Here is a 26,689-nt window from a genome sequence, read left to right on the forward strand (position 1 = left end):
GATGATTGTAATGCGGTTAAAACACCGGTGGAGCGGACCTAATGGCCCGCCCCACCGATTTAGAACTTATGGTTACTCTGCAGCTGCAGCAGCCACGATGTTCACAACGCGGCGACCACGGCGGGTGCCGAACTCGACAGCACCGGGGGTCAGGGCGAACAGGGTGTCGTCCCCGCCGCGGCCTACGCCGGCGCCCGGGTGGAAGTGGGTGCCGCGCTGGCGGACGATGATCTCGCCTGCGGAAACTACCTGGCCACCGAAGCGCTTGACGCCGAGGTACTGGGCGTTGGAGTCACGACCGTTGCGAGTGGAACTCGCGCCTTTTTTATGTGCCATTTGAAATGCCTGCCTTCAAAAATTCTGGGGAATCTGCTGGAACCTGAACAGTAACGAAGAGTTACTTGATACCGGTGATCTTGACCTTGGTCAGTTCCTGACGGTGGCCCTGACGCTTCTTGTAACCGGTCTTGTTCTTGAACTTCTGGATGACGATCTTCGGACCACGGAGGTCTTCGAGGATCTCAGCCGTAACCGTTACCTTGGCCAGGTCCGCAGCAGCAGACGTGACTTTGTCACCGTCCACCAGGAGCAGTGCGGGCAACTCAAAGGTGCTGCCGGCTCCACCGGGGACGCGGTTCAGGGTAACGAAGTCTCCAACGGAAACCTTCTCTTGGCGGCCGCCTGCGCGGACAATCGCGTACACCACTGGGGAACTCACTTCTCTCGACGTTTATTACTAGATTTGCGTGCGGAACCAGGGGCCAAATTGTTTGGACCGGCTCACGCTGTGCCTCAACGCCGGTGGATTCCCCGGGGGAACCCATGAGCTATCCCCGGAACAAATCCATTTGGAATTCCAAGCGGACTGTTCTCAGGGTCATAACCCAAGTGTTGGCGTAAGCACCGAAGATCTAGAATACGCTAATTTTGCCTTCGGCCGCAAATGAGGCTGGTTCCGGCGGGTAGTCCGTGATAGGCGCCACAACCTCCTGATGCAAGACCCTGCCAACGTTCTTGACCGGGATCTTGACCATCCTGAGCTGTGTTGCCGCAACGACTTCCGGAACCGTGCCCCACCATCGTACCGGTAGTCCGGGCCAGCTCGTGTCAGGCGTACAGCCGCGGCGCGTCGAAGAAGTCCACTTCGTAGCGCGATGACTGCCGGAACGCCAGGGCCATGGCCTCCCGTTCGCTCTCCGATGCCCGCCTGGCCGCCGTGTCCGTGTACGCGATGGCCTGCCGGGTCGCGGCGGCGAAGTCCTCATCGGCGTAGGTCTTCAGCCAGTCGGCGTAGGGATGCTCCCCGGGGGCGCCGCCGGCCAGGAATTCCCGGTGCAGCGTGGAACCGACCTCGGCGTAGAGCCAGAAGCACGGCAGTGCCGCCGCCACCAGGACCCCGTAGCTGCCGGAGACCGAGGCGGCCAGCAGGTGGTCCACATACGATTTCGTGACCGGGCCCAGGGTGGAGTCCGTGGGGCGGGTGCTGAGCCAGGAACGGTGCAGCTCGGATTCGACTTCCAGGCAGGTCTGCGCCGAGCGGGCCCAGAACAGCTGCTCGGCCTCGGTGGGGGCAATCGCGGCGGCCCGGGCCAGGACCCGGGAGTAGCCGTTGAGGTAGATGGCGTCCTGGGCGAGGTAGTACGCGAACTCGTGCTCGGGCAAGGACCCGTCGGCCAGTCCGCGGACGAAGTCCAGGGCGTAGATGGCTTCAAGATCGCCGGTGGCTCCTGCGCGCAGGGCTGCGGCGAACTCCCCCGCTGCCGGACCGTGTCCGGCCGGGCGGCATTGTCCGTCGGTGAGTTGCTGCAGGTGGTGGAAGTGGTGGACCGGCCCGTTGCCGGTGCCGACGTCCAGGACCGAGGCTTCGCGGAGCGCGCCCAGCAGCCACGGCTTGACTTCCCGCAGCGCCGCTTCCCAGTCCCCCACCCGGGCCTGCACGGTGGCCATGGCCGAGGACAGCGAGCACCCGGTGCCGTGGCTGTTGCGTGTGGCGATCCGCTCCCCCGGTACGACCACGGTTTCCTGGCCGAGCAGGCCACCGGTGTTGACCAGCGCATCCGGGCAGCCGGCGGCGGCGTCGTTGCCTGCGGCGGCGTCGGCGTCTCCGGGCTCGCTTCCCTGGAGGTGTCCGCCCTTAACCAGGACGGTGGTGCCGGTCAGGGCGGCCAGCCGCTTGCCCTGAGCCAGGGCCTCGGCCCAGTCGGCCGCGACGGGTTCCTTGAGCAGGATGGCGAGTTCGGCGAGGTTGGGCGTGATGAGGTCCGCCAGCGGCAGGAGGGCCTGCAGGGCGGCCTCGGCCGATTCCTGCAGGAGCCGGTCACCGCTGGTGGCGACCATCACCGGGTCCAGGACGACGACGGCGGGGCGCACCTTTTCCAGCCAGCCGCGGACGGCGTCGATCACGGCGGCGTCACCGAGCATGCCGATCTTGACCGCGTCGATGCCGATGTCGTCGCTGATGGCGTCCAGCTGCGCCGTGAGGAACGCTGCCGGGGGGACGTGGACGGCGCGCACGCCCTGGGTGTTCTGCGCTGTCAGGGCGGTGATGGCGGCCATGCCGTAGCCGCCGTTCGCCGCGATGCTCTTCAGGTCGGCCTGGATTCCGGCTCCGCCGGAGGGATCGGAGCCGGCGATGGCCAGCACGCGGGGAATGCGCGGCGGCGCCGGCAGAGACTCGCTGTGCAGAAAATTGGCCGGCAGAAACTCGCTGGGCAGGAACTCGGACGGATTCGATCTCGCGGACAAGGCAGACATCCCTTCGCCGGTGCTAACCGGACAGGTTCAACGGGTCTGGATCTCAGCCGGCCCGATGCCCGGCACCCCGTGTCAGTGTTCCAGCCTAGCCGCTGCCACCCGGCGGACCCGTTAACGCACGGGCGGGCCCGGGCCTGGGCGGACGTATGTTACGCCCGCTTGGACCCGGACCCGCAGCCCGACCAGTCGAAAGGGTGACCGGTCGGGGATGTGGTCAGTCGCGGAGGACTACAGCTCCGACGCCGGCACGCCGACGCCGAGGATGATCGGCTCGTTGCCGGCCGGGACGGACGCAGGCCTGGCCGCAGCGGGAGCCTTGGCCTCGTGAACCGATCCGACCGCGGCCGGCCGGGTTGCCTCGCGGTGTTCCACGGAGGTTTCGTTGGCTGCACCCTGGGCCCGGCTTGCACTCCGGTTGCGGCGCCCGCGGCGGCCGCGCGTGGTGTCGGCTGTGCGTGACGCCGGCGCCTCCGCAGCGCGGACGGCCGACGGCACCTCGGGCGCCGTGGCTTCCGGGGCGGCAACAGCCGCTGCCTGGCCGGCGGCCTGGTCCTGCTTGCCGGCCTCGGCCTCGCCCAGGTTGGCGAAGGCCTCGGTCAGCAGGTCCAGGGTCAGGGCAGGTGACGGCGCGTCCTCGGCGTGCTCGACAAAGGGCAGGGCCACCTGCTCGCCGCCAAACGTCAGAACCGTTGCGGGACGCCCCGCTGCCTCGTCGGCGGCTGCGAGCTGTGTGACGGCGTCGACGGCGGCCTGGCGGGCCCCGGCGTCGCTGGCTGCGGCTGCCTCCCCGTCGTGCAGGTGCGCGGCGTGCGCCGCGGCAGCGATGTTGGCCAGCGCGGCACGGGTGGCTTCGGCCTTGGCGTGGCGTTCGGCCTCGGTGGGCTCGGCGTGGACGGGTGCGGGTGCGGCCGGCGCGGTCTCAGCGCCCTGGCCTCCCCTGCCGCGGCGACGGCTCTTGCGTTCCGTGCGGGCAGCAGGCTGCGCCTCGGTACGCGGCACATAGTGCTCCGCGGCGACCGTGTTGGCGCGGCGGTGCTCCACCGGCTCGTCGTGGGTGACGATGCCGCGGCCCGCACACGTTTCGCACTGCTCGCCGAAGACTTCCAGCAGCCCGGTGCCCATCCGCTTGCGGGTCATCTGCACGAGGCCCAGCGAGGTCACCTCGGCCACCTGGTGCTTGGTCCGGTCCCGGCCCAGGCACTCCACCATGCGGCGCAGCACGAGGTCGCGGTTGGATTCGAGCACCATGTCGATGAAGTCGATCACGATGATGCCGCCGATATCGCGCAGGCGCAGCTGCCGGACGACTTCTTCGGCCGCTTCCAGGTTGTTTTTGGTGACGGTTTCCTCGAGGTTGCCGCCGGAGCCGGTGAACTTGCCGGTGTTGACGTCCACCACGGTCATGGCTTCGGTGCGGTCGATCACGAGCGAACCGCCAGAGGGCAGGAAGACCTTCCGGTCCAGGGCCTTGTGGATCTGCTCGTCGATGCGCCAGGCCGCGAAGATGTCCGTGTCCTTGGTCCACTTCTCGAGCCGGCCCACGAGGTCCGGTGCGACGTAGGTGACGTAGGCCTCGATGGTGTCCCAGGCTTCCTCGCCGGAGACGATCAGCTTGGAGAAGTCCTCGTTGAAGACGTCCCGGACCACCTTGATGGTCAGGTCAGGTTCGCCGTAGAGCAGCTCGGGGGCGAGGATCTTGGTGGACGTCGACTGGCTCTCGATGCCTTCCCACTGCGCGCGGAGGCGGTTGATGTCGTGGGTCAGCTCTTCCTCGGACGCACCCTCGGCCGCGGTGCGGACAATGACGCCCGCGTCCTCGGGCAGGCGGTCCTTGAGGATCCGCTTGAGGCGGTTGCGTTCGACGTCGGGCAGCTTGCGGGAGATGCCGGTCATGGAACCGCCGGGCACGTACACGAGGTACCGGCCGGGCAGCGAAATCTGGCTCGTGAGGCGGGCGCCCTTGTGGCCGACCGGGTCCTTGGTGACCTGGACGAGCACGGAGTCGCCGGACTTCAGCGCGTTCTCGATCCGGCGCTGCTTGCCCTCGAGGTTGACGGACTCCCAGTTCACTTCACCGGCGTAGAGCACGGCGTTGCGGCCGCGGCCGATGTCCACGAAAGCGGCTTCCATGGAGGGCAGCACGTTCTGGACCTTGCCCAGGTACACGTTGCCGATCAGGGAATCCTGCTGGGTCTTGGACACGAAGTGCTCGGCGAGGACGCCGTCTTCGAGGACACCGATCTGGATTCTGTCGTCGCGCTGGCGGACGATCATCTGGCGGTCCACGGATTCGCGGCGGGCCAGGAACTCGGCCTCGGTGATGACGGTGCGGCGGCGGCCGGTGTCGCGGGATTCGCGGCGGCGCTGCTTCTTGGCTTCCAGGCGGGTGGAGCCCTTGACGGACGTGACGCGGTTGTTGACCGGCGCCTCGGCCATCGCCCGCGGCGCACGGACGCGGGTCACCGTGTTGGGCGGATCGTCGCCTTCCCCGCCGGTCAGCTCCAGGTCCTGGTCACCGCGACGGCGACGGCGGCGGCGGCGGGAGGTCACACCGTCTTCGAGGATCACCTCGGAGCCTTCATCGCCCTCTTCTTCGGTGCCTTCGGTCTCGGTGTCGGACTCGGCAGAGGTGCGGGTGCGGCCGCGCCGGCCGCGGCTGCGGCGCCGTCGGCGGTTGCCGGCGTCCTCGTCCTCGTCGCCTTCTTCGTCCTCGGACTCAGCTGCTGCCGCGGCAACGGGGGCCTGACGCACCACGGTGCTCAGGTCCGGGGCCTGGAAGATCACGGAAGTGAGGGCACCCGGTTCCATGAACAGCGACGCGGCCGGGCTCTCCTCGGGACGGGCTTCCGGCTCTTCGGGCTGGGCTGCGGCGGGCTGGGCTGCGGTGGCTTCCGCAGCGGGTGCTTCCGTAGCGGGGGCTTCTTCGGCCGGGAGTACTGCCGCGGGTGCTTCTTCGGCCTTCGGGGCGGCCTTGGCACGGCTGGCGCGGCGCCGGACCGGCTTCTCTGCAACCGTTTCTGCGGCAGCTGTGTCAGTGCCAGCTGCTGCGGGGGCCTCAGCCGCGGCAGGTGCGCCGGCTGCGGCGTCGTCTGCGAAGGCAGGCAACGGTTCCGGGGCGGCCACAGCTTTCCGGGTCCGGGTGCGCCGCGCGGGCGCCTTGGCCGCAGTGTCAGGTGCGGCAGTTTCAGATACGGCAGCTTCGGGTGCGGCTGCCTCGACGCTGGCAGCCTTGCGGCGGCCCCGGACGGGCTCATCTGAGCCGGCCGCGTCGGCCAGAGCGGCGGCTTCGGCCACGGCCTCCGCAGCCTCCTCGGCGTTGACCTTGGCGACGGGCGCCTTCCGGCGGGTCCGGACGGCCCTCTTCGGGGCTGCCGGAGCCTCTGCTTCCGCAGTTCCCTGTGCTTCCCCGGCGACTGCTACTTCTTCGTTTCCGGCTACAACCTGGTCATTATCCATATGTGGCGACACTCCTGCCCCTGATGCGCCGCCACATTCGGCGCCCCTTGGGGCAAATATGCGTCAACACCCGCAGGCATTGACAGAAGTCAATTGGATACCCTCAGGTTCGCACCGGCAGTGGGGTGCGGCAGCCCTGGAGGGCCGGCGAGATTGTTTTGGAACCCGTTGACCTACACGCCACAACCAGGTGCCGTCCAATGGCATTGCGGGACAGCTGGAATCAGAGGATCCGCAGCTCCCTGCTCATCATTGGCGGTCTTGAAACAAAATCGCCGGACCGGAATCCGGATGTGGATCGGGTTCCAGCCACGATCATTGTCTCACAGGAGCCGTCAAAGCAGGCGTAGGCGGGGCTGGAAGCGCATCAGGTGCGGCCGGGCACGGCGGACGGGGCCATTCTCCGGCGCTCTTCAGCCTGCGGCGTTACAATCGGGGCAAGAAGCACCCGGTCAAAACGACTAAAAAGGACTCAATTTCCATGCCCAGCATCTCCAGCACTGCCGGCGACGCGACCGTGCACCAACCGGGTTCCGGCCCGGCCCCCGCGGAGCGGTCCCTTCCCACGATGACCCGCGACCGCCCGTTCGCCTGGCTCCTGCTGATCACCGGCGTCATCGGCTGGCTCGCATCCGGGGCCCTGGTGCTGGAGAAGCTGGAGGTCCTGAAGGACCCGAACCACGTCACGGTCTGCGACGTGAACCCATGGATCTCCTGCGGGCAGGTCATGCAGACACCGCAGAGTTCCGTGTTCGGCTTCCCCAACATGTTCATCGGGATCGTCGCCTTCGCCGTGATCATCACCACGGCCATGGGTATCCTCGCCGGCGCCCGGTTCGCCCGGTGGTACTGGCTGGGGCTGCAGGCGGGCGTGACGCTGGGCTTCGCGTTCGTGGTCTGGCTCTGGTCCCAGGCCCTGTATTCCATCCACATCCTGTGCCCGTTCTGCATGATCGTCTGGGCCGTGATGATCCCGCTGTTCGTCTGGGTGAGCGTCCGGAACGTCTCCCACGGCGTGATTGCGCTGCCTGCCGGCCCCACCAAGGTGATCGGCGACTCCGGCTGGATCATCACGGCGCTGCTGTACGTCGCCGTCATCGCGACGATCTTCTTCGCCTTCATCCAGGTCTTCATCGGGACCTCCGGCTACTGAGCGCCCCCAACCGCACCGAGGTGACAGTTAAGGCCAATGCTCGCGCGGCAAATTCTTATGGTCGTAGCAACGCTCTCATTGATGGAGCGTTTGATGGTCAATGTATTTTCCCTGGAAGCGCGCACTGAGTTCTTTGATCTGGTGTGCTCGGGGAGGTCGATTCTTGCTGCCGCCCGGTGTGTCGGGGCCACGCATGGGACCGGGAGGAACTGGTGGGCCCAGTCTGGCCGGATGATGACTATGGACATGGGGCCAGTCGGGGGCCTGGCGGATCCGGCGCCCTCGCCCGGGGGCCCGGGCCGGGCGCTGGACCTGGCTGAGCGGGGGATGATCCAGATGGGCCAGCGCAGCGGGCTCAGTTACGCCAAGATCGCCGAGCTGATCGGCCGGGACAGATCCGTGGTCTGGCGTGAGGTCAACCGCAACACCGGCGACGACGGGGTGTATTACGCCTCGGTCGCCCACACGAGGGCCCACCAGGCCAGGCGCCGGCCCAAACCGCTGAAACTGGTCCAGGACGAGGCGTTGTGCCGGCTGATCGGGGTATGGATGGATGACGGGTGGAGCCCGAAACTGATCTCGGAGATGTTGGCCTTCTACTTCGCCGACGATCAGACTATGCAGGTGAGCCACGAAACGATCTACCAGGCGCTGTACGTCCAAACCCGCGGAAGTCTGCGGGCGGACCTGGCGGAAAAGCTCAGCCTGAAACGGAAGCAGCGCGTCCCGCATGCCGCGGACCGGCACAAGAACAGCCCCTACAAGGAGGCCTTCAAGATCAGCGAACGCCCGGCCGAAGTCCAGGACCGGGCCGTGCCCGGGCATTGGGAGGGAGACCTGATCATCGGCTCTAACGGGACCGCGATCGGCACCCTCGTGGAACGCTCGACCCGGTTCACGATCCTCCTCCACCTCCCCGGGGACCACACCGCCGACACCGTCGCTGCCGCGATGATCCGGGAGATGGGCCACCTCCCGGATCACCTGCGACGCTCGATCACCTGGGACCGCGGAACCGAACTCGCCGAGTATGACCGGATCCAGACCGCCCTGGACACCACGCTCTACTTCTGCGACCCGCACTCGCCCTGGCAGCGCGGCACCAACGAGAACACCAACCGGCTGCTGAGATTCTGGTTCGAGAAAGGCTCGGACCTCTCCGTCCACACCCCCGAAGACCTCCGCCAGGTCGCAGCGAAACTCAACCGCCGGCCCCGTCCCACCCTCAACCTGCAGACCCCAGCCAACCGGCTGAACCAGCTGCTGCAAACAGCAGCCTAAACACCCGCGTTGCACCGACCAGTTGACTTTGCCCGCTGAGCATTGGCCTTAACTGTCACCTCGGTGACATGGTCCGGGCCCATGTCGGGACTTATGGCACGACCCCGCGCGCACAGGTTGGACAAGGCTGGAGAAAGGAAGACAGGAGGCTTCATCGTGACTGTTCTTGTTGCCTATGCAAGCGCTTTGGGGTCCACGCGGGAGATAGCCCAACATATGGCATACCGGATGGCGGGTGCACTGGGCGAGGTAGAGTGCCGGTCCGTGGAGGAAGTCGAGGCTGTCTCCCGCTATGAGGCTGTCGTCGTCGGCAGCGCCATCCACAACCAGGCCTGGCTGCCCCCGGCTTTGCTGTTCTTCGAACACCATGCCCGCGAGCTGGCCAATCGACCCGTCTGGGCCTTCAGCGTAGGCATGGCGGATGCGTTGCCCAAGCCGTTTCGCCGTCGGGGCGCGGCCCTGCAACAGGAACGTCTGGCCGAAGTCCTGAACGAGGAAGTTCCGCTGCGGGGCCACAAAATCCTATCCGGCGTCTACCAGGCCGGCCAGATGCCGGCACCGCTCCGGATGGTGTTCCGGCTAGTCGGCGGCCGTTTCGGGGATTTGCGGGACTGGGCGGCTGTCGATGACTGGACAGATCAGATTACGGACCAACTCGCTAAACCTGCTTCGTCCACATCTTCAGGCAGCATCACAGGATAATGCCATCGAGACTGCACAGTCCGGCCCTGCCGCCTGGCGGGGTGGAGCGTGCCCGGGAGGCCCCATGACGGTTGTGAGCATTCGCACCGAACGAGGGGACATGCCTGCCTACGCGGCGACGCCGGCCGGTGCCGGTCCGTGGCCCGGGGTCGTCGTCATCCATGACGCACTCGGGCTGAGCCGTGACACCAGGGACCAGGCCGACTGGCTGGCCAGCGAGGGGTTCCTCGCCGTGGCGCCCGACTTGTTTTACTGGGGCAGCAGGGCGACTTGCCTGTGGTCCCTCATCCGCGGCTGGCGGCCCCTCGGCGACCTGGACGTCACCCGCGCCTGGCTGGCGGGACAGGACGGCTGCACCGGCCGGATCGGCGTGATCGGCTTCTGCATGGGCGGCGGGTTCGCCCTCATGCTGGCCCCGGACCATGACTTCGCCGCGGCAAGCGTCAACTACGGCGGACTCGATGACGAAACCGCCCGCGCAATTCCCCGCGCCTGCCCCATCGTTGGCAGCTACGGCGGCAGGGACCGCTGGCCCGGAGTGCGCAAGGTCCCGGACCGTCTGGAGCCGCTGCTCGCCGAGGCCGGAATAGACCATGACATCAAGGTCTATCCCGACGCCGGTCACGGCTTCCTCAACAGACATGGCCCGTCGGACCTCACGTTCGGGGACAAGTTGCTCGCGAAGCTGGTCGCTGCCGGTTATCACGAGCCCTCCGCCGAGGACGCGCGCGTGCGCATCCTCGGCTTCTTCCGGGAACACCTGACCCTTGAGGGGGAAGCGCGATGATGCACCCTGCACCGAGGGGGTCCCTGCCGGCAGCCGGTGCCGTGGCCGTTTTCACCACCGGCTACCTGGCCGTTGTGCGGCCACGCCTGCTTCGCTGGGGTGCGACCGTTGACGAAGCGCGGGGACCTTACCCTGGCGCCGGGTTGATTCCGGGCAGCACCCGAAGCGCGACCATGGCGGTGACCGTCGATGCGCCCCCTTCCCGCGTGTGGCCCTGGCTGGTGCAGATGGGAACGGATCGCGCCGGCTGGTACAGCTGGGACCGTCTCGATAATTTCGGGCGCCGCAGCGCAGAGAGCATCCATCCGGAGTGGCAGGACATCGCCATCGGTGACCGTCTGGCGGCGAAGCCCGACGGCAGCGAGTGGTGGGCGGTCGCGGCGCTTGAACCCGAGAGGTTCCTGGGCCTGCGGATGTCGGTCGATCTCCGCGGGCGTCCATTCGACCCGGCACGAACCCGGCCCCGCTATTACACCGACTCGCTCTGGGGATTCGAGTTGCGGGAGGCCCCGGGTGAGCGCACCCGGCTGGTAGTCAGCGGGTACTGGTCGCTACGGCCACAATGGCTGCAACCCATCATGAGCATTGCCATGCTGGAGCCCGCGCACTGGGTCATGCAGACCCGTCAGTTCTCGAATCTGGTGCGCCTCGCCAGCCGTTGAGAAGGCACCGGGGCCGGAAGGCCCGGAGCACGCAGCGAACCCCTCCGCCGCGAGGTGCCAGATCGCGAGGGGACAGTTAAGGCCAATGAACGCGTGCGTTCATTGGCCTTAACTGTCCCCTCGGTGCTGAGGGTGTCCCGAAACCTTGGCTAGAACCAGATCTTGATCTCGCGCTCGGCGGATTCCGCCGAATCCGAGCCGTGGACCAGGTTCTGCTGTACCTTCAGGCCCCAGTCGCGGCCGAAGTCGCCGCGGATGGTGCCGGGCGCCGCCGTCGTCGGGTCCGTGGTGCCGGCGAGGGTGCGGAAGCCCTCGATCACGCGGTGGCCCTCGAAGATCGCGGCGACCACGGGGCCGCTGAGCATGAACTCAACCAGCGGCTCGTAGAACGGCTTGCCGACGTGCTCCTCGTAGTGCTGCTCCAGCAGTTCGCGGCTCGCATCGACTTTCTTGAGCTCGGCCAGGGTGTAGCCCTTGGCTTCGATCCGGCTCAGGATGGCGCCGGACAGGTTGCGGGCGACGCCGTCGGGCTTGATCAGGACGAGGGTGCGCTCAATGCTCACAGCTGCTCCAATGTGTTGGGGTGGGATTCGGGTCAAGTCTACGGGGTTCGGGCCAGGTGCCCGGGATGGACGTTCAGGCGTTGTTTCCGGGCGCGGGGCCCTGGGGGTGGGCGGCATCCCAGTCAGCCTGCTCGCGCTCCCGCTGGGCGGCTTCGCGGTCAATCCGGATGCCGGTGCGGATCCCGTACCACCACGCCACGGCGAAGAGCGCGCCGACGAGGTACATGGCCGGTTCCACGATGCCGCCCAGGATCAGCACGAGCTGCAGGATCCAGCCCAGGGCCACTCCCCACGGCTTCGAGAGGACCGCGCAGGTGAAGACGAAGACCAGGCACAGGCCGATCCCGACCGAGAAGACCAGGGCCGCAGGGTACTCGTTCCGGTGCAGTCCAAAAACGGCCAGTGTCCCGAAGAGCACCACGAACGCTTCCAGCAACAGGACCGTGGAGGCGAACATGACCTTCGTTGAACGTCGTTTCTTGGGCATACCCGGGCGCCATTCGCGCTGGGCTTTGGTGAGTTTCGCCATCGCCTACGCGTCCGCCTTTCCGAGCAGGATCCGGGCGTCCGCGACGAGCGTGATCGAGCCGGTCACGAGGACCCCGCCGGCGAGCTCGTCGTCGGCTTCGGCACGTTCCACGGCCCATTCAAGGGCGTCGTCGAGCTTCTCGGCGACGTGGATGTTCTCCTCGCCGAAGCCCAGGTCAACCGCGATCTCGGCCAGGTCCTCGGCCGGGACGGCCCGGGGCGAGTTGGACTGGGTGAAGCAGTATTCGGTGGCGAGCCCGCCCAGGGATTCCTTGAGCTGGCGCAGGATCTCCTCGGCGTCCTTTTCCCGCAGGACTCCCACCACCACCACCAGCTTGGTGAAGTTGAAGGCCTCGTGGATGGCCTCGGCGGAGACCCGGATGCCCTCCGGGTTGTGGGCGGCGTCCACGATGATGGTCGGCGCGGTGCGGACCACCTCGAGCCGGCCCGGGGAGGTGACGGAGGCGAAGGCCTCCTGCAGGATCTCGGTGTCGATCGCCTTTTCCCCGCCGAAGAACGCCTCCAGCGCCGCAATGGCGACGGCGGCGTTCTCCGCCTGGTGCGCGCCGTGCAGCGGTACCAGCAGGTCCTCGTAGCGGCCCGCGATGCCCTGGATGGTCACCATCTGGCCGCCCACCGCGACGGTGCGGGATTCAACGCCGAACTCCACGCCCTCGAAGCGGAACGGCACGTTGACCTCCTTGGCCTTCTCCAGCAGGACCTGGGCCGCGTCGACCGGCTGCGCCGCGCTGATGAGGAAGCCGCCGGGCTTGATGATGCCGGCTTTCTCATAGGCGATGTCCCCGGTGGTGTCGCCCAGCAAATCGGTGTGGTCCAGGGAGATCGGGGTGATCACGGCCACCTGGCCGTCGCCGACGTTCGTGGCGTCGGTGATGCCGCCCAGGCCCACTTCCATGACTGCGACGTTGACCGGCTGGTCCGCGAAGACCGCGAAGCCCAGGATGGTCAGGCACTCGAAGTAGGTCAGCCGGGGCTGGCCCGCCGCCTCGAGTTCGCCGTCCACGATCTGCAGGTAGGGCCGGATCTCGTCCCAGATCCGGACGAACGTCTCATCCGGCACCGGGGCGCCGTCGATGCTGATCCGCTCGGTGACCTTGGACAGGTGCGGGCTCGTGTAGCGGCCGGTGCTCAGGCCGTGGGCGCGCAGCCCTGCCTCGATCATCCGGGCCGTGGAGGTCTTGCCGTTGGTGCCGGTGACGTGGATGATCGGGAACGCCTTGTTCGGCTCCCCCAGAATTTCCATCGCCCGGTGCAGCGGGGCGAGCCGCGGCTCCATTTTGTTTTCCGGCGCCCGGCCCAGGAGCTCGGCGTAGACGCTTTCCACGGAGAATTCGTCGGTCATGGCTTAGGCTCCAACTTTCTTGGCGACGCTGACCTGCGGGTCCTTGACGTCGGCCGCCAGGGTTTCCAGCTCGACGGTCAGGGTTTCGGTCTTGACCAGCTCCGCGTTGGCCAGCAGGGCCTCGACGACGTCCTGCTTCGCCGTTACGGACGTGCTGATCCGGTCGCTGACATTGAGTCCGGCGTCCTTGCGGGCCTGCTGGATGGCGCGGACCATGTCACGTGCCATACCTTCAGCCTCCAGCTCCGGGGTGACCTCGGTGTTGAGGACCACGAACCCGCCGCCGGGAAGGACTGCCGCGGCGCGGGATCCTGCTCCCTCCGCGGCTTCGGCCACGACGGTTTCCAGGGTGTATTCCTGCGGCTCGAGCTCAAGGCCGCCGGCGGTGACCACCCCGGCGTCGCTGACGGACCAGTCGCCGGACTTGGAGCCCTTGATGGCCTGCTGGACGTTCTTGCCCAGGCGCGGGCCGGCGGCCCGGGCGTTGACCACGAGCTTCTGCTCGATGCCGAACTCCTCCGGGGAGGCGTTCTCGGCGTCGAGCAGGCGGACCGAGCGCAGGTTCAGTTCATCGGCGACGACGGCGGCGAAGCCGCCCAGCGCGTCCGCGCCCGGTGCCACGACCGTGAGTTCCTGCAGCGGCAGGCGCACGCGCAGGTTCGCGGCCTTGCGCAGCGAGGAGCCGGTGGAGCAGATCTGCTGCACGCGGTCCATCGCCTCGACCAGGCCCGGGTTGGCCGGGAACAGTCCGGCATCCGGCCAGTCGGCCAGGTGCACGGAGCGCCCGCCGGTGAGGCCGCGCCAGATTTCCTCGGAGATCAGCGGCAGCAGGGACGCGGCCACGCGGGTGACGGTTTCCAGCGCGGTGTAGAGCGCGTCGAAGGCGTCCACGCTCTCGTCGAAGAAGCGCTGGCGGCTGCGGCGGACGTACCAGTTGGTGAGCATGTCCAGGTAGCTGCGCAGCTCGTCGCAGGCGCCGGAGATGTCGTAGCTGTCCAGCTGGGCGGTCATGTTCCGGACCAGGTCCCCGGTGTTGGCCATGAGGTACTGGTCCAGTGTGTCGGCGTAGCCGTCGTAGCGGAGCTTCGCGTCGTACCCGCGCCCGCCATCGGCTGCGTTGGTATACAGCGTGAAGAAGCTGTACACGTTCCACAGCGGCAGGATGACCTGGCGGACGCCGTCGCGGATGCCCTGTTCGGTGACCACGAGGTTGCCGCCGCGCAGGATCGGGCTGGACATCAGGAACCAGCGCATGGCGTCGGAGCCGTCGCGGTCCAGGACTTCGGAGACGTCCGGGTAGTTGCGCAGGCTCTTGGACATCTTCTGCCCGTCCGAACCCAGCACGATGCCGTGGCTGATGACGTTGCGGAAGGCCGGGCGGTCGAACAGCGCGGTGGAGAGGATGTGGAGCATGTAGAACCAGCCGCGGGTCTGGCCGATGTACTCGACGATGAAGTCCGCCGGGTTGTGGGTGTCGAACCATTCCTCGTTCTGGAACGGGTAGTGGACCTGGCCGTAGGGCATGGAGCCGGAGTCGAACCAGACGTCCAGGACGTCCTCGACGCGGCGCATCACGGACTGGCCCTCTTCCGGGGTGCGGGGGTCATCCGGGTTCGGGCGGGTGAGCTCGTCGATGAACGGCCGGTGCAGGTCCACCTGGCCGTCGTTGTTCAGCGGCAGGCGGCCGAAGTCGGCCTCGATCTCGGCCAGGGAGCCGTAGACGTCGGTGCGCGGGTAGTCCGGGTCCGTGGACTGCCAGACGGGGATGGGGCTGCCCCAGTAGCGGTTGCGGCTGATGGACCAGTCGCGGGCGTTGGCGAGCCACTTGCCGAACTGGCCGTCCTTGACGTTGCCCGGGATCCAGTTGATGTCCTGGTTCAGCTCGGACATGCGGTCCTTGAACTTGGTGACCTCGACGTACCAGGAGGACACGGCGCGGTAGATCAGCGGGTTGCGGCAGCGCCAGCAGTGCGGGTAGCTGTGCTCGTAGCTGGCCTGGCGGACCAGGCGGCCCTGGGCGCGGAGCACCTGGGTGATGGGCTTGTTGGCCTCGAACACCTGCAGTCCGGCGATTTCGGCGAGGTCGCCGTGGCCGAAGAGCGGCAGGAACTTTGCGCCTTCGTCGACCGAGAGGACCACCGGGATGCCGGCTTCTTCACAGATTTTCTGGTCGTCCTCGCCGTAGGCGGGGGCCTGGTGGACGATGCCGGTGCCGTCGGTGGTGGTGACGTAGTCGGCCTCGAGGAAGCGCCAGGCGTTCTCGGTGCCGTACTTTTCGGCGTCGTGGAAATAGTCCCAGAGCGGCTCGTAGCTCAGGCCGTCCAGCTCGGCGCCGGTGTGGCGGGAGGTGATGGCGGCCTCCGCGGCGGCAGCGCCCTCGGCCCCGTCACCGTAGCCGAGGTCCTTGGCGTAGGCGCCCAGAAGGTCAGCGGCGAGCAGGAAGCTGCCCGTGACTGGGGCCTCGGCTGCCGCGGCCTTGATCCCGTGCGGGCCGGCCGGCAGGACCACGTAGGTGATGGCGGGCCCGACGGCGAGCGCCAGGTTGGTGGGCAGCGTCCACGGCGTGGTGGTCCAGGCGAGCGCCTGCACCCCGGCGAGCTGCCTGGACAGCTCCGACTCCCCCGCCGTGATGGGGAACGTGACCGTGACGGTCTGGTCCTGGCGGTTCTTGTAGACGTCGTCGTCCATGCGCAGCTCATGGTTGGACAGCGGCGTCTCGTCCTTCCAGCAGTACGGCAGGACACGGTAGCCGTTGTAGGTCAGGCCCTTTTCGTGCAGCTGCTTGAAGGCCCACAGCACGGACTCCATGTATTCGACGTTGAGCGTCTTGTAGTCGTTCTCGAAGTCCACCCAGCGCGCCTGGCGGGTGACGTAGCTCTTCCACTCGTCGGCGTACTTCATGACGGAGGCGCGGCAGGCGTCGTTGAACTTGTCGATGCCCATGGCCTCGATCTGGGTCTTGTCCGTCATGCCGAGCTGCTTCATGGCTTCCAGCTCGGCGGGAAGTCCGTGCGTGTCCCAGCCGAAGCGGCGCTCCACCCGGCGGCCGCGCTGGGTCTGGTAGCGGCCCACGAGGTCCTTGGCGTAGCCGGTCAGGAGGTGGCCGTAGTGCGGCAGGCCGTTGGCGAAGGGCGGGCCGTCGTAGAAGACGAATTCGTTGCTGCCGTCTTTGCCGGCATCGCGCTGGTCGATGCTGGCCTGGAAGGTACCGTCCTGGTCCCAGTACTTGAGGATGCGCTCTTCGATCTCCGGGAACTTCACGGAGGCGGACACGCCTGAGGTGGTGGAGGCAGAAGTGTTGGAAGCAGCGGTGGAACCGGCGCCTGCGGGTGCGGCGGAGGCCTTGGGGTAGTAAGTCATCTCGACATCCTGGGTTGAGCGGCGAACACATGTATTCATTCAGGATGCGAGGACGGCCCCTGCACTGTCTTTCGACAGCACCGGCTCCGCGGTACCACCTCACTTACCGCCACCGGTTCCCACCCTTCCGGGAAAGGGTCTGCACCGGCGTCGGCCGCTCATTACTGCTGTGACGGGCTTACCCGTCCGGTTCTACTGGCCCAAGCACGCACTGTGGCGACTGAGTCTCCACTGCATGCGGGGGTTTTCTTCCGGAAGCTCACCGGTGATGGCCGGGTCAAAGCTGCTACGTCGATGTTACTGCAAATCACTGGCCCAACGCAGTGACAGGCAGTGACAGGCAGTGACCCTCCGTTTTACAGCGCGGCAAACTCCGCTGTGAGGGGGGGCGACGCCGGCGGTCCGACTGCATAGACTCTTGCCATGACCGTCCCCCGGCCGCCCCGGGCCTACCCGTGAAGCGCCGCAGCGCCAGCCGGCGGTGGCACGTGTCCTCTGCCCTCTGCGCCGCGCCCGTTGCGGTGGTCTCCATATTCCGGGCGGTCCCGGCGCCGTGGCCGGCCCCTGTGGTCCAGCTCGTGGCCTTCACGCCCTGGTTCGTGCTCCCCGCGGGCGCGGCCCTCCTGCTCGCGCTGCCGGGCCGGCGTCCCTGGGCGGTCCTCCCCGCCGGCGCCCTCCTGGCCCTCCAGCTGCTGTGGCTGTTCCCGCCGGACCGGGTGGCGGACCGATTCCTGGCCCGGGAGGCGGACCCCTTACAGGGGCAGGAACAGGACACGGCACGGGACACGGGACAGCGGCCGGCGGCGGAACTGACGGTCATGAGCCTCAACGCCTGGAAAGGCCAGGCGGACGCCGCGGAAGTGGTCCGGCTGGTGCGTGAAAACGGCGTCGCGTTCCTTGCCGTCCAGGAACTCTCGCCGGCCCTGGAAAAACGGCTGGACGCAGAGGGGCTGGGCGCGCTGCTTCCGCACCGGATCAGCCGTTCGAGGGACGGTGCGGGCGGCGGCGCCATGTACTCCACCCGCCCGATGATTCCGGTGGACTCCGTGGACGGTTCAGCCTTCCACATGCCCACGGTGCAGTTGGAGCTCGACGCCGGCGGCCGGCCGGCACCCCTCACCGTCACCAACGTGCACACCAAGGCACCGGTGTGGGGCCGGGCCGGGCAGTGGCGGAGCGAATTGGCTGCCCTGGGCCGCCTTGCCGCCCGTCCCGGCAACATGCTGCTGCTGGGCGACTTCAACGCCACCCTCGACCACGCGGAGTTCCGCCAGATCCTTCAGGGACCGGACGGTACCGGGCCCGATGGCACCCGCGTCGACGCCGGCGCCGCCGCCCTGGCGCGGCTGGTGCCGACCTGGCCCATGGACGGGCCCCCGCTGCCGGGCGTGGTGATCGACCACATCGTGACCGGCCCGCGGGTGCGCAGCAGCGGCTATGCCGTGCTGCCGATGGCCGGGACGGACCACGCGGCGGTCCTGGCCAAGTTGTCCGTCCCGGCGGCGGACTAGCTGCGCGGCAGTTTCATGCCGGACTCGGCCATCACGTCCCGGAGCCGGTCCGGGTAATCCGTGATCAGCCCGTCCACGCCGGCACCGATGAGCGCCCGCATGGTGGGCTTGTCATCAACGGTCCACGGAATGACCTGCATGCCGGCCGCGTGGGCACGGCGGACCATGTCGGCGGTGACGTAGGGAACATAGCCCGGATCCGTCACGGCGCCGTTCTGCGGCGTGCCGTGCACCGGTGAGATGGCATCGAAGCCCAGGGAGGAGGCTGCGGCGACGAGGTCACCGCCGAAGTCATCGGCGTCGATGCCGCCCAGCCACGGCGACTTGCCCGGCTGGCCTGCCTGGAGGAAGTCCTTGTTGGTCAGGGCCACGGTGCGGATCTGGGGATCCTGCTGCTGCACCAGGCGCAGCGAACCCCAGTCGAAGCTCTGGATTGAGACACGGCTCTGCATGTGGGCGGCCTTGATTTCGCGGAGGGCGACGTCGACGAACTGCTCGCGCGGCGCGGTTTCCTGCGGCGCACCTGCCTCCACCTTGGTTTCGATATTGAACTTCACCCGGCTGGCGCGGCGGGAGTCCGCCAACGCGAAGACCTCGGCCAGCGTGGGCATTTTGGCGCCCGGCGAGGCCACCTGGCCCGGGAACTGGGGCAGCGTGAGGCTCCCGCAGTCCAGGCTCCGGACCTGCGCGAACGTCAGGTCCTTGATGTATTTGCCCACGTAGGGGAACTGGGGGTCGTTCGGCGTGACAGGAGCCGTGTCCAGGCACTTCTGGCCGCTGATCTTGCGGTCGTGGGTGATGACCTCGCGGCCGTCCCTGGTGATCTGGAGGTCAAGCTCAAGGGTGGAGACGCCGGTTTCGATCCCCTTCGCGAACGACGCCAGGGTTGACTCGACGCTCAAGCCGATGCCGCCTCGATGGGCCTCGAGGTCAAAGTGGTTGTCCTGGCCGTTGGGGTTTGTGTCGGCAGCGTTTGCCTGGGCGGCGGCGGTGAGGAGCAGGGCTGCGCTGAGTACGGCAGCGCCGAGCTTCGTCGGGGTTCGCATGGGAAAGATCTCCACTCTGGTGGTGTGCAGTTGCATGCGCCACCTTGCCCAACCCCGGCCAACTACGGACCAGCAATGCCTGACCTCCGCCCCACGCGGCGGTGAACGTCCGGTGTCGCCGCCGGACGTCCCGTCCCCCGCGCCCGGCCCCTGCCCCCGGCCCGCCGCCCTACTGGTTCTTGCGGATCAGCTTGTAGTTGGCCGCCTGCGCTACCGGTCGGATCACGATCTGGTCCAGGTTGATGTGGTGCGGCGCTACGACGGCGTAGCGGACCACATCGGCCACGTCCTCGGCGGTCAGCGGCTTCTCGACTCCCTGGTACACCTTGGCTGCCGCGTCCTGGTCGCCGAGGCGGTTCAGGGCGAACTCCTCGGTCTGCACCAGCCCGGGGGCCACCTCGATCACGCGGAGGTTGTGCTCGGCCTCTTCGAGCCGCAGGGCGCCGGTCAAGGCGTGCTGGGCGAACTTGGCCGCGTTGTAGCCGCCGCCGCCCTCATAGGCCGCGAGCCCGGCGGTGGAGGTCAGGTTCAGCACGGTGCCCTCGCCGCAGGCACGCAGCATGGGCAGGAACGCGCGAATCAGCTTCATGCTGCCCAGCACGTTGACCTGGAACATCCATTCCCAGTCCTCGGTCTTGGCCCCGGCAACCTTGTCGGCGCCACGGGCACCGCCCGCGATGTTGATCAGCGTGTCGATGCCGCCGGCGCGGGTCACTTCATCGAGCAGCCGGGCCACATCGGCGTCGTCGGTCACATCGGCGGGAAGGGCGACGGCGCCGGTTTCGGCGGCGAGCGCTTCGAGCCGGTCGGCACGGCGGGCGACGGCGAACACGGTCCAGCCTTCCTTGCGGAGCGCACGCACCGTGGCCTCGCCGATTCCGGTGCTGGCGCCGGTGACCACTGCCGCTTTGGCCACTGCTGCATTGAATTCCTGTGTCGTGAATTCTTGTGTGTTGTTGTCGATTCCCTCAGTCATGGCACCACCCTAACGGCAATGCCGGGCTCATTTCCTGCTGTTGCGGCCTCGCTCCAGGAACTCCTGAAGCACCCGGGCATGGTTGGTCTCCGGGTCCCGGGCGCCGAAGAGCAGCGTCACTTTCCCGTGCTCCGCCGCGAGTCCGTACAGCGTCTGCACCGCGGGGTTGGTTTCCAGCTCCGCTTCATAGGCCGCCCGGAACTGCGCGAACCGCTCCTGCATGTGCGCGAATTCCTTGCGCAGCGGCGGTGACGGCGCCACATCCTTGAGCCAGAGCTCCAGTTGGGCCCGTTCCTTGCTGACTCCCCGCGGCCAGAGCCGGTCCACCAGGACCCGGCAGCCGTCGTCGTCGGAAGGGTCCGCATAGACGCGCTTGATCGCGAAGGTTCCGGCAGAATTTTCCTCAGAATTGCCCATCTGCGCATGCTACTTCACGTTACTTCGGCGGCTCCCGCACCCGAAGAACCCGCCGCCGGTGCGTTCCGGTACATAAGGGGATGGCAGTTAGTGGAAGAATTGGCCCATGGCTGAAGACAATCAGGGTACAGACACGCCCACCACCGCCCCCATCAACGTTCCGGACAAGCCCGCCCTGGAGGGGCTGGAAGAGGCGCTCACGCGGCGCTGGCTTGAGGAAGGGACCTACAAGTTCACCCAGGACACCACCCGGGAACAGGTCTACTCGATCGACACACCCCCGCCCACCGCGTCGGGATCCCTCCACGTCGGACACATGTTCTCCTACACCCAGACCGACGTCCTGGCGCGCTACCAGCGCATGACCGGCAAAAACGTCTTCTACCCCATGGGCTGGGACGACAACGGCCTGCCCACCGAGCGCCGCGTGCAGAACTACTACGGCGTGCGCTGCGATCCGGCGATCGCCTACGACGCCGGCTACCGCCCCCCGGCCGAGCCCGCCAAGAACCAGCGCGACTTCGACGTCATCTCCCGCAAGAACTTCATCGAGCTGTGCGAAGAGCTCGCGGTCGAGGACGAGAAGGTCTTCGAGCACCTCTTCCAGACCCTGGGCCTGTCCGTGGACTGGGACCTGACCTACCGGACCATCGATGACAAGTCCCGCGCCATCTCGCAGCGGGCCTTCCTGGCCAACCTGGCCGCCGGCGACGCGTACATGGCCGAGGCCCCCACCCTGTGGGATGTCACGTTCCGCACCGCGGTGGCCCAAGCCGAGCTTGAGGACCGCGAGGTCGCTGGCGCCTACTACCGCTACCCGTTCTTCACCGAAGACGGCGAGAAGATCTTCATCGAGACCACCCGCCCCGAGCTGCTGGCCGCCTGCGCCGCGCTCGTGGCCAACCCCGACGACGAGCGCTACAAGCCGCTGTTCGGCAAGAAGGTCACCTCACCGCTGTTCGGCGTAGAGGTGGAGGTCAAGGCCCACCCGCTGGCCAAGGCGGACAAGGGCTCCGGCGTCGCCATGGTCTGCACCTTCGGCGACCTCACCGACGTCACCTGGTGGCGCGAGCTGCAGCTGCCCACCCGCGCGATCGTGGGCCGCGACGGCCGCATCATCGGCGAGACCCCGGAGTGGATCACCACCGAAGAAGGCCGCGCCAACTTCGCGGCCATCGCCGGCAAGACGGTGTTCAGTGCCAAGGAGTCCGTGGTGGAGCTCCTGGCCGCCGCGGACCTGCTCGACGGCGAGCCCAAGAAGATCATGCACCCGGTGAACTTCTTCGAGAAGGGTGACAAGCCTCTCGAGGTCGTCACCTCGCGCCAGTGGTACATCCGCAACGGCGGCCGCGACGAAGACCGCCGCGAACGGCTGATTGGCCGCGGCAACGAGATCGAGTTCCACCCGGCGTTCATGCGCTCCCGCTACGAGAACTGGATTTCGGGGCTCAACGGCGACTGGCTCGTGTCCCGCCAGCGCTTCTTCGGCGTGCCGGTACCGGTCTGGTACCCGCTCGATGCCGACGGCAACCCCGAGTACGACGCGCCGATCGTTCCGTCCGACGCGCAGCTGCCCGTGGATCCCGCGGCGGATGCGGCCCCCGGCTACGAGGAAGCCCAGCGCGACGTGCCGGGCGGCTTCACCGGCGACGCGGACGTCCTCGATACCTGGGCCACGTCCTCGCTGACCCCGCAGATTGTGGGCGGCTGGAGCACCGACAAGGCGCTCTTCGCCAAGGTCTTCCCCTTCGACGTGCGCCCGCAGGGTCATGACATCATCCGGACCTGGCTGTTCTCCTCCGCCGTCCGCGCCGACGCGCTGCAGAAGACCGCACCGTGGAAGCACGCGGCCATTTCCGGCTGGATCCTGGACCCGGACCGGAAGAAGATGTCCAAATCCAAGGGCAACGTCATTGTGCCCACGGATGTGCTGGAGGAGTACGGCTCCGACGCCGTGCGCTACTGGGCTGCCTCGGCCAAGCTCGGCGCGGACACCGCCTACGAGATCGCGCAGATGAAGATCGGCCGCCGCCTGGCGATCAAGCTGCTCAACGCCTCCAAGTTCGTCCTGAACCTGGGCGCCACCGAGGACTCGGTCGTCTCCGGTGACCTGTCCGTGCTGAGCAACCCGCTGGACCGGGCCGTCCTGGCCCAGCTCGCCGACGTCGTCGAGCAGGCGACCAAGGCGTTCGAGGGCTACGACTACGCCAGGGCGCTGCAGATCACCGAGAGCTTCTTCTGGAACTTCACCGACGACTACGTGGAGCTCATCAAGGACCGCGCCTACGGTGCGGCCGGCGAGGAGCAGCAGGCGTCCGTGTTGGCCGCCCTCGCGACGAGCCTGGACACCCTCCTGCGGCTCTTCGCGCCGTTCCTGCCGTTCGCCACGGAGGAAGTCTGGAGCTGGTGGCGCACCGGTTCCGTGCACCGCGCCCAGTGGCCCTCCGCCATCGCGGTCGACGGCGACACAACCCTCCTGGCCACGGTGGGCACCGCGCTCAGCGGCATCCGCAAGGCGAAGTCCGAGGCCAAGGTCAAGCAGCGCACCGAGGTGCTGTCCGCGACGATCACGGCCTCGGAATCCCTCACGACCCAGCTCAAGGCCGGCCTCGCCGACCTCAAGGCCGCGGCCAACGCCCGTGAACTGGCGCTTGTCGCCGGCGAGGGTGAACTGGCCGTCAGCGACGTGGTGCTGGCACCGGCCGAGCCGGCCGTCCAGGCGTAAGGCCTGCGCGGCCCGTCCGGGGGCAGACGTTTGGGTCTGGCCTCCGAAGACTGACGAGGGCGCCGTGCCGGGGAAACCCGGCGCGGCGCCCTCGCTCGTCCTCAGGGTCAGAAGCGATCCACGCCGAGGCCTACCTCCGCTGGGCCGCCGGGCAGTCCCACTGCCCGGGCAACCTTCCCGTCACCACCGCCGAACAGACGGAACAGGACCGCGGGCCCTGCCCGGGCGCGTGAGGTCACCCGGCACGGGTGAGGCGCCGCACCTCACCGGGGGCACAGAATGAGATGCAGCGGTCCGTCGGATCGCCTTGAACCCCAAGAAGAAGCGGAGGTCATACGCATGACTGAGACACTCGATGAACTGGGGCCGGTCGACTGGATCGTCGTTGAATTCCCCGGACCCGACTTCGGCAAGGGCCAGATCGCCCCGTTCCTGGAGGACCTGGTCCAGCGTGACCTCGTCAGGGTGCTCGACATGGTGTTCCTGAGGAAGACGGAGGACGGCACACTCGAGACGGCGGAGATCTCCGACCTCGACCCGAGCGAGCTCGGCGAGGTGCGCACGGCCGAAGCCGACCTGGCCATGGTGCTCTCTGAGCAGGACGTCATGGACCTGGCCGAGACGATCGCGCCCGGCCACTCCGCCGCGGTGCTCGTCTGGGAGAACCTGTGGGCGGCCCCGTTCGGCACGGCAGTCCGCAAGGCCGGCGGCCAACTCGTGGCCAGCGGCCGGATCCCGACCCAGGCCGTCATCGCCGCCTTCCAGGCCGACGCCGAGGCCGAACAAACGACAGAAGGAGCCTGACATGCCACTGGCAGCACGACGCAGACGCAGGACCGCCGCCGCCGTCGGCGGGGCCGTTGTGGTCGCCCACGGGATCAACCGTCGCCACGACCGGCGGGACGACCGCCGGGACGACCGCCGGGACGACCGCGGCGACCGCCGGGAAGACCGCCGCGATTAACACCCGCGGCTGACCCCACGGAGCCAGCCCCGGGCACGTGCAGGTGCGCATGACCCGTCCCGGGTGATGCGCACCTGCACAAGTCACCCTGTTTTTGGGCAAAGGGGAAGCCCCATCAGCGTTAGCCGTTGGTGGGGCTTCGACTTTTCGATTGTCACGTGACGTCTTAGACAATCTGGCGGGATCCTTAGACTTTCAGGTCTTCCTACCTCGTCACTGGTAGCCATCATCTGACTTTGCCGAAGGCTGCGTCGGATGAGTGTCACTGAATCTTTGGTTCCTGCGTCCCTCTTCTTTCGAAGTGGGTAAGTTCTATTGTTGTCCCCCGGCCCGCCGTGCACAAGAGCCCCGGCAGAACTACATCGGAGTAGTTCTGCCGGGGCTCCAGGCAGGCTGGGCAGGGGGCCCGGCCCGGCGTGTTCAGGCCTAGTTGAACACCGGGCTTTCGGTGCGGCTGCGCTTGATTTCGAAGAAGTAGGGGAAGGATGCCAGGGTCACCGTGGCGTCCCAGATCTGGCCGGCTTCTTCGCCGCGCGGGATGCGCGTCAGGACCGGGCCGAAGAAGGCCGTGCCGTTGAAGGCGACGACGGGCGTCCCCACGTCCTGTCCGACCAGCGAGATGCCTGCCTCGTGGCTGGCGCGCAGCTGAGCGTCGAATTCGTCGCCCTGGCCCGCGGCCGCAAGCTCGGCCGGCAATCCCGCCTCTGCCAGCGACTTGGCGATGACCTCGTCGATATCCTTGATGCCTTCGTTGTGGATCTTGGTGCCCATGGAGTCATAGAGCGCCTTGATGTATTCCGCACCATGCTGTTCAGCGGCGGCGGTGATGACGCGGACCGGAGCCCACGCCTTCTTCATGAACTCGCGGTACTGCTCGGGCAGTTCCTCGCGGCCCTCATTGAGCACGGCGAGGCTCATCACATGCCACTCGGTCTTGATGTCGCGGACTTCTTCGACTTCGCCGATCCAGCGGGAGGTGACCCAGGCGAAGGGGCACATCGGGTCGAACCAGAAGTCGGCTTTGTTGGTCATGGTTTCAGACACAGGTGTTCTCCTTAAAGAGTCTGCTTGGGACAGCGCCGGGGCAGATCACACACACGGCGCACTGAAGATTACAGCGACGTTGGCCGCGTTTATATTCCGGATCAGGCCGACTTGCGGCGCTTGACCTCGTCGTGGGCGATCATCGTGGGCGCGGCCTTCTTGGTCACGACCTCTTCCGTGATCACGACGCTGGCGACGTCGTCGCGGCTGGGGAGGTCGAACATGACCGGGAGCAGGACTTCCTCCATGATGGCGCGGAGTCCCCGGGCTCCGGTGCCCCGCTCCAGCGCCTGGTCGGCAATGGTGTTGAGGGCCTCGTCCTCGAAGATGAGCTCGACGCCGTCGAGCTGGAACATCTTCTGGTACTGCTTGACGAGGGCATTCTTCGGCGTGGACAGGATCTGGATGAGGGCGGCGCGGTCCAGGTTCGAGACGGTCGTGATGACGGGCAGCCGGCCGATGAATTCCGGGATCAGCCCGAACTTGAGCAGGTCTTCCGGCATGACCTCGCCGTAGGAATCCGTGGTGTTCTTGACCTCGTTGAGCGGGGCGCCGAAGCCGATGCCCTTGCGCCCGGACCGCGAACCGATGATGTCCTCGAGCCCGGCGAACGCGCCGGCGACGATGAACAGCACGTTGGTGGTGTCGATCTGGATGAATTCCTGGTGCGGGTGCTTGCGTCCGCCCTGCGGCGGGACCGAGGCCACTGTGCCCTCGAGGATTTTCAGCAGTGCCTGCTGCACGCCCTCTCCCGAGACGTCCCGGGTGATGGACGGATTTTCGCTCTTGCGTGAAATCTTGTCGATCTCATCGATGTAGATGATGCCCTGCTCGGCCTTTTTGACGTCGTAGTCGGCGGCCTGGATGAGCTTGAGGAGGATGTTCTCCACGTCCTCCCCGACGTAACCGGCCTCCGTCAGGGCCGTGGCGTCGGCGACGGCGAACGGGACGTTGAGGCGGCGGGCGAGGGTTTGGGCCAGGTAGGTCTTGCCGCAGCCGGTGGGGCCGATCAGCAGGATGTTGGACTTGGCGATCTCGACGTCGTCGTGGTGCACGCCGTCGGCGAGGTTGCCGCTCTTCGGCGCGTGGCCGGCCTGGATCCGTTTGTAGTGGTTGTACACCGCGACGGCGAGCGATCGCTTGGCCGGTTCCTGGCCAATCACATATTCCTGCAGGAAATCAAAGATTTCGCGGGGCTTGGGCAACTCGAAACTGCCCAGGTCAGCTACTTCCGCGAGTTCTTCCTCGATGATCTCGTTGCAGAGTTCGATGCACTCGTCGCAGATGTAGACGCCGGGCCCGGCAATGAGCTTGCGGACCTGCTTCTGGCTCTTTCCGCAGAAAGAACACTTCAGCAGATCTGTGCTCTCGCCAATCCGAGCCATGTGTGAACCCCT

22 protein-coding genes and 1 riboswitch are annotated in these 26,689 nt (G+C 67.3%); of the genes, 9 read left to right on the forward strand and 13 right to left on the reverse strand.

What is annotated here, in order from left to right; all coding sequences use genetic code 11:
- Positions 1–72 precede the first annotated feature (72 nt).
- The 4 genes from rpmA to ABH915_RS14300 form a co-directional block, all read right to left on the reverse strand.
- The gene (rpmA, locus tag ABH915_RS14285) at positions 73–336 is read right to left on the reverse strand and encodes a 50S ribosomal protein L27 (RefSeq protein WP_009372867.1); all 264 of its coding nucleotides are present in this window, start codon (positions 334–336) and stop codon (positions 73–75) included.
- 61 nt (positions 337–397) lie between these two features.
- The gene (gene rplU, locus ABH915_RS14290; protein ID WP_018773353.1) at positions 398–706 is read right to left on the reverse strand and encodes a 50S ribosomal protein L21; all 309 of its coding nucleotides are present in this window, start codon (positions 704–706) and stop codon (positions 398–400) included.
- A 401-nt stretch (positions 707–1,107) separates the two neighbouring features.
- Positions 1,108–2,700, reverse strand: coding sequence for a bifunctional hydroxymethylpyrimidine kinase/phosphomethylpyrimidine kinase (locus ABH915_RS14295; protein WP_370125006.1), 1,593 nt, complete (start codon positions 2,698–2,700; stop codon positions 1,108–1,110).
- Between the two features lie 36 nt (positions 2,701–2,736).
- Positions 2,737–2,834: riboswitch (TPP riboswitch) on the reverse strand.
- A gap of 148 nt (positions 2,835–2,982) precedes the next feature.
- Complete coding sequence (locus ABH915_RS14300) at positions 2,983–6,210, reverse strand: Rne/Rng family ribonuclease (RefSeq protein WP_370122451.1); 3,228 nt, start codon at positions 6,208–6,210, stop codon at positions 2,983–2,985.
- A 481-nt stretch (positions 6,211–6,691) separates the two neighbouring features.
- Between ABH915_RS14300 and ABH915_RS14305 the strand changes: the two genes are divergently transcribed.
- From ABH915_RS14305 to ABH915_RS14325, 5 genes are all read left to right on the forward strand, one after another.
- Complete coding sequence (locus ABH915_RS14305) at positions 6,692–7,363, forward strand: vitamin K epoxide reductase family protein (protein ID WP_370122454.1); 672 nt, start codon at positions 6,692–6,694, stop codon at positions 7,361–7,363.
- 93 nt (positions 7,364–7,456) lie between these two features.
- The gene (locus ABH915_RS14310; protein WP_370117672.1) at positions 7,457–8,644 is read left to right on the forward strand and encodes an IS30 family transposase; all 1,188 of its coding nucleotides are present in this window, start codon (positions 7,457–7,459) and stop codon (positions 8,642–8,644) included.
- A 156-nt stretch (positions 8,645–8,800) separates the two neighbouring features.
- Positions 8,801–9,346 carry a flavodoxin domain-containing protein gene (locus tag ABH915_RS14315; protein ID WP_370125007.1) on the forward strand — a complete coding sequence of 182 codons (546 nt, stop codon included), beginning with the start codon at positions 8,801–8,803 and terminating at the stop codon, positions 9,344–9,346.
- 64 nt (positions 9,347–9,410) lie between these two features.
- A complete protein-coding gene (locus tag ABH915_RS14320; RefSeq protein WP_370122457.1) occupies positions 9,411–10,133 on the forward strand; it encodes a dienelactone hydrolase family protein in 723 nt (240 codons plus the stop codon).
- Between the two features lie 41 nt (positions 10,134–10,174).
- Positions 10,175–10,795: a hypothetical protein gene (locus ABH915_RS14325; RefSeq protein ID WP_370122460.1), complete on the forward strand. Its 621-nt coding sequence runs from the start codon at positions 10,175–10,177 to the stop codon at positions 10,793–10,795.
- Between the two features lie 149 nt (positions 10,796–10,944).
- Here the strand turns inward: ABH915_RS14325 and ndk are convergent, their stop codons facing one another.
- The 4 genes from ndk to ileS form a co-directional block, all read right to left on the reverse strand.
- Positions 10,945–11,358 (reverse strand): nucleoside-diphosphate kinase, encoded by a 414-nt coding sequence (ndk, locus tag ABH915_RS14330; protein WP_018773361.1) that lies wholly within the window; start codon positions 11,356–11,358, stop codon positions 10,945–10,947.
- A gap of 73 nt (positions 11,359–11,431) precedes the next feature.
- Positions 11,432–11,887, reverse strand: a complete 456-nt coding sequence (locus ABH915_RS14335; protein ID WP_026537124.1) for a DUF4233 domain-containing protein — start codon at positions 11,885–11,887, stop codon at positions 11,432–11,434.
- A 3-nt stretch (positions 11,888–11,890) separates the two neighbouring features.
- Positions 11,891–13,249 carry a folylpolyglutamate synthase/dihydrofolate synthase family protein gene (locus ABH915_RS14340; RefSeq protein WP_370122464.1) on the reverse strand — a complete coding sequence of 453 codons (1,359 nt, stop codon included), beginning with the start codon at positions 13,247–13,249 and terminating at the stop codon, positions 11,891–11,893.
- A 3-nt stretch (positions 13,250–13,252) separates the two neighbouring features.
- Entirely contained in the window at positions 13,253–16,609 is a 3,357-nt protein-coding gene (gene ileS / locus ABH915_RS14345; RefSeq protein ID WP_370122467.1) for an isoleucine--tRNA ligase, read from the reverse strand.
- A 488-nt stretch (positions 16,610–17,097) separates the two neighbouring features.
- On the opposite strand from ileS, the gene ABH915_RS14350 reads away from it, so the two are divergent.
- Positions 17,098–18,120 (forward strand): endonuclease/exonuclease/phosphatase family protein, encoded by a 1,023-nt coding sequence (locus tag ABH915_RS14350; RefSeq protein ID WP_370122470.1) that lies wholly within the window; start codon positions 17,098–17,100, stop codon positions 18,118–18,120.
- On the opposite strand, the gene ABH915_RS14355 is transcribed toward ABH915_RS14350, so the two are convergent.
- The 3 genes from ABH915_RS14355 to ABH915_RS14365 all read right to left on the reverse strand — a co-directional run bounded on the left by ABH915_RS14355 (position 18,117) and on the right by ABH915_RS14365 (position 20,559).
- Complete coding sequence (locus ABH915_RS14355) at positions 18,117–19,202, reverse strand: glycerophosphodiester phosphodiesterase (RefSeq protein ID WP_370122473.1); 1,086 nt, start codon at positions 19,200–19,202, stop codon at positions 18,117–18,119. The genes ABH915_RS14350 and ABH915_RS14355 overlap by 4 nt on opposite strands.
- 133 nt (positions 19,203–19,335) lie before the next feature.
- On the reverse strand, positions 19,336–20,142 hold the full coding sequence (locus ABH915_RS14360; protein WP_370122475.1) for an SDR family oxidoreductase: 807 nt from the start codon (positions 20,140–20,142) through the stop codon (positions 19,336–19,338).
- A gap of 27 nt (positions 20,143–20,169) precedes the next feature.
- On the reverse strand, positions 20,170–20,559 hold the full coding sequence (locus ABH915_RS14365; protein WP_370122478.1) for a DUF488 domain-containing protein: 390 nt from the start codon (positions 20,557–20,559) through the stop codon (positions 20,170–20,172).
- A 106-nt stretch (positions 20,560–20,665) separates the two neighbouring features.
- On the opposite strand from ABH915_RS14365, the gene valS reads away from it, so the two are divergent.
- The 3 genes from valS to ABH915_RS14380 all read left to right on the forward strand — a co-directional run bounded on the left by valS (position 20,666) and on the right by ABH915_RS14380 (position 24,248).
- Complete coding sequence (gene valS, locus ABH915_RS14370; RefSeq protein WP_370122481.1) at positions 20,666–23,284, forward strand: valine--tRNA ligase; 2,619 nt, start codon at positions 20,666–20,668, stop codon at positions 23,282–23,284.
- Positions 23,285–23,623: 339 nt separating this feature from the next.
- Complete coding sequence (locus ABH915_RS14375; protein WP_018773370.1) at positions 23,624–24,088, forward strand: DUF6325 family protein; 465 nt, start codon at positions 23,624–23,626, stop codon at positions 24,086–24,088.
- A 1-nt stretch (position 24,089) separates the two neighbouring features.
- Positions 24,090–24,248 (forward strand): hypothetical protein, encoded by a 159-nt coding sequence (locus ABH915_RS14380; protein WP_370122484.1) that lies wholly within the window; start codon positions 24,090–24,092, stop codon positions 24,246–24,248.
- 426 nt (positions 24,249–24,674) lie between these two features.
- Here ABH915_RS14380 and ABH915_RS14385 read toward each other — a convergent pair whose 3' ends face one another.
- Together ABH915_RS14385 and clpX are read right to left on the reverse strand one after the other, a co-directional pair.
- Complete coding sequence (locus ABH915_RS14385; RefSeq protein ID WP_370125008.1) at positions 24,675–25,280, reverse strand: DsbA family protein; 606 nt, start codon at positions 25,278–25,280, stop codon at positions 24,675–24,677.
- A 113-nt stretch (positions 25,281–25,393) separates the two neighbouring features.
- The gene (clpX, locus tag ABH915_RS14390; RefSeq protein ID WP_018773373.1) at positions 25,394–26,677 is read right to left on the reverse strand and encodes an ATP-dependent Clp protease ATP-binding subunit ClpX; all 1,284 of its coding nucleotides are present in this window, start codon (positions 26,675–26,677) and stop codon (positions 25,394–25,396) included.
- Positions 26,678–26,689: the final 12 nt, after the last annotated feature.

The sequence above is a fragment of the Arthrobacter sp. MW3 TE3886 genome (genome assembly GCF_041262145.1).
Classification (GTDB): Bacteria; Actinomycetota; Actinomycetes; order Actinomycetales; family Micrococcaceae; genus Arthrobacter.

Excerpts from the sequence above, each read along its gene's own strand:
- ABH915_RS14365 (WP_370122478.1), bottom strand. The coding sequence starts at position 20,559 with ATGGGCAATTCTGAGGAAAATTCTGCCGGAACCTTCGCGATCAAGCGC.
- ABH915_RS14300 (WP_370122451.1), bottom strand. The coding sequence starts at position 6,210 with ATGGATAATGACCAGGTTGTAGCCGGAAACGAAGAAGTAGCAGTCGCC.
- clpX (WP_018773373.1), bottom strand. The coding sequence starts at position 26,677 with ATGGCTCGGATTGGCGAGAGCACAGATCTGCTGAAGTGTTCTTTCTGC.
- ABH915_RS14385 (WP_370125008.1), bottom strand. The coding sequence starts at position 25,280 with ATGACCAACAAAGCCGACTTCTGGTTCGACCCGATGTGCCCCTTCGCC.
- ABH915_RS14310 (WP_370117672.1), top strand. The coding sequence starts at position 7,457 with ATGGTCAATGTATTTTCCCTGGAAGCGCGCACTGAGTTCTTTGATCTG.
- ABH915_RS14320 (WP_370122457.1), top strand. The coding sequence starts at position 9,411 with ATGACGGTTGTGAGCATTCGCACCGAACGAGGGGACATGCCTGCCTAC.
- ileS (WP_370122467.1), bottom strand. The coding sequence starts at position 16,609 with ATGACTTACTACCCCAAGGCCTCCGCCGCACCCGCAGGCGCCGGTTCC.
- ABH915_RS14380 (WP_370122484.1), top strand. The coding sequence starts at position 24,090 with ATGCCACTGGCAGCACGACGCAGACGCAGGACCGCCGCCGCCGTCGGC.
- valS (WP_370122481.1), top strand. The coding sequence starts at position 20,666 with ATGGCTGAAGACAATCAGGGTACAGACACGCCCACCACCGCCCCCATC.
- ABH915_RS14335 (WP_026537124.1), bottom strand. The coding sequence starts at position 11,887 with ATGGCGAAACTCACCAAAGCCCAGCGCGAATGGCGCCCGGGTATGCCC.
- ABH915_RS14305 (WP_370122454.1), top strand. The coding sequence starts at position 6,692 with ATGCCCAGCATCTCCAGCACTGCCGGCGACGCGACCGTGCACCAACCG.
- rpmA (WP_009372867.1), bottom strand. The coding sequence starts at position 336 with ATGGCACATAAAAAAGGCGCGAGTTCCACTCGCAACGGTCGTGACTCC.
- ABH915_RS14355 (WP_370122473.1), bottom strand. The coding sequence starts at position 19,202 with ATGCAACTGCACACCACCAGAGTGGAGATCTTTCCCATGCGAACCCCG.
- ABH915_RS14360 (WP_370122475.1), bottom strand. The coding sequence starts at position 20,142 with ATGACTGAGGGAATCGACAACAACACACAAGAATTCACGACACAGGAA.
- ABH915_RS14375 (WP_018773370.1), top strand. The coding sequence starts at position 23,624 with ATGACTGAGACACTCGATGAACTGGGGCCGGTCGACTGGATCGTCGTT.
- ABH915_RS14340 (WP_370122464.1), bottom strand. The coding sequence starts at position 13,249 with ATGACCGACGAATTCTCCGTGGAAAGCGTCTACGCCGAGCTCCTGGGC.